2 protein-coding genes and 1 pseudogene are annotated in these 1,674 nt (G+C 75.1%); all 3 read right to left on the bottom strand.

Annotated elements, in window-relative coordinates; translation table 11 throughout:
- Positions 1 to 565, bottom strand: a pseudogene (locus tag FNX44_RS26665) (hypothetical protein); the annotation flags it as partial.
- On the bottom strand, positions 555 to 1,217 hold the full coding sequence (locus tag FNX44_RS26660) for an ABC transporter ATP-binding protein (protein ID WP_143651534.1): 663 nt from the start codon (positions 1,215 to 1,217) through the stop codon (positions 555 to 557). The pseudogene FNX44_RS26665 and the gene FNX44_RS26660, both read right to left, overlap by 11 nt.
- Positions 1,218 to 1,239: 22 nt before the next feature.
- Positions 1,240 to 1,614 carry an MmcQ/YjbR family DNA-binding protein gene (locus FNX44_RS26655; RefSeq protein ID WP_143651533.1) on the bottom strand — a complete coding sequence of 125 codons (375 nt, stop codon included), beginning with the start codon at positions 1,612 to 1,614 and terminating at the stop codon, positions 1,240 to 1,242.
- Between the last annotated feature and the right edge of the window lie 60 nt (positions 1,615 to 1,674).

Genomic DNA, 1,674 nt, shown 5'->3' with positions numbered 1-1,674 from the left:
CCGCCGTGCACAGCCCACCGACGGCCGCCCCGGAACCCGCCCCGACCAGGGTGCTCGCCCACCCGGGCGTGGCGCCGAGCGGATACAGCAAGAAGCCGCCGACCGCGCCCAGCGCCGCCCCGGCGGCCACGGAGAACAGGACGGAACGCCGCAGCAGCGGCAGCAGCAGCCGGGCCCGCGCCACGGGAAGCGGCAGCAGCCAGTCGACGGTCGCGGCGTCCGGCAGTACCGGCCCCCGCCAGCAGGCCCGTCGCGCGGCGACCAGCAGCGCGGTCGCGAACAGCACGGGCAGTACGGCCGGTACCGCGGCGAGCGCGCGTTCGGCGAGCGGCCCGTGCAGGCTCCCGTCCCGCGCCGCCGTCCCGGCGGCGATCAGATAGGGCCCGAGCCAGATCGTTCCGGTCAGCAGCGTGGCGTACAGGACGAAGAGCGTGCCCCGCCGGTCCCGGCGGCGCTGGTCGGCGCGGAGGACGCGCAGATAGGCGAGGGTCAGGTCGTCGGCGTCGACGTGGGATTCGGGGGTGCCCGTCTCGTCCGGGGCGCGGCGGCCGGTGTCAGTGGTCATCGACGAGGCGTCCGTGGGCGAGGACCAGCCGGGTGTCCGCCACCGCGTCGGCCAGTGTCCGGTCGTGGGTGGCGAGCAGGACGGCGGCGCCCCGGCGGCGGGCGGCGGTCAGCCGTTCGGCCAGTTCCCGGCGAGCGTCGGCGTCGAGCCGCTGCTCGGGTTCGTCCAGCAGGAGCAGGGAGTACGGCCGTACCTCGGTGGTCGCGAGCGCCATGAGCTGCCGCTGCCCCGAGGACAGCTCGTCGGGGTACGCCTCGGCGTGACCGGCGAGCCGGTGCGCGTCGAGGGCCGCGTCGACGACGGTGTGGGCCCGGCGGTCGTGGCCGTGCGCCAACGCGACCAGCATCAGGTGTTCGTGGACCGTGAGATCGGGGTAGTGCGAGGCATGGTCCAGTACGGACGCGACCTCCGACCGCCGCCTCCGGTGGTCCTCCGCCAGGCACTCGCCGCGGAAGAGGACGCTGCCGGCGGCGGGCTCCTCGCGTCCGGCGGCGAGCCGCAGCAGTGTCGACTTCCCGGAGCCGTTCTCGCCGAGCAGCGCCACGCAGGCACCGGCGTCGACCCGTGCGTTCACCCGTTCCAGTACTTGCCGTGCGCCGTAGGACTGGTCGATGTCCCGCAGCAGGAGCACGGCCTCCCGCTCGTTCCCCATCGGGGCACCCTAAGCCCTGGCCCTAACCGCCGGCAGCGGTTGGCCCCTCGGCGTCGAGTTCGCGCACCAGGCGGCGCGGTGCGGCCAGGCGGTAGCCGTCGGTCACCAGCTCGGCGACCTCCGCCCAGTCGGCGTCCGCCAGCCGCATGCCGACCCAGCCGCGCGGGCCGAGGTAGGGCGGCTTGAAGAAGCGGTCCGGCACGGCGGCCACCAGCTCGGCCTGGTCCTCCGCGGTGGACTTGATCCACAGCTCCGGGCCCCGGGTGTCGACGTACATCACGAAGGACCGGCCGCGCACCTTGAAGCTGGGGTGGTGGACGGAGATCCCCTCGACGGCCTCGGGCAGCGGCGCGCAGACCGCGCGCAACCGGTCCAGCGGGCTCGGGCTCTGGCTCATCACCCCAGACTAGGGTCTGTCCAGCCCCGGTGGCGGACGAGTGGCGGGGTGGCGGGGGAG

Source organism: Streptomyces alkaliterrae, from assembly GCF_007097205.2.
In the GTDB taxonomy this organism is placed as follows: Bacteria; Actinomycetota; Actinomycetes; order Streptomycetales; family Streptomycetaceae; genus Streptomyces; species Streptomyces alkaliterrae.
Note: the sequence above shows the minus strand (reverse complement) of the source record. Positions and strands in the feature narration are given on the sequence as shown.

What these genes read in the sequence shown, in the direction of transcription:
- FNX44_RS26660 (WP_143651534.1), bottom strand. Translation starts at nt 1,217, where the DNA reads ATGGGGAACGAGCGGGAGGCCGTGCTCCTGCTGCGGGACATCGACCAG.
- FNX44_RS26655 (WP_143651533.1), bottom strand. Translation starts at nt 1,614, where the DNA reads ATGAGCCAGAGCCCGAGCCCGCTGGACCGGTTGCGCGCGGTCTGCGCG.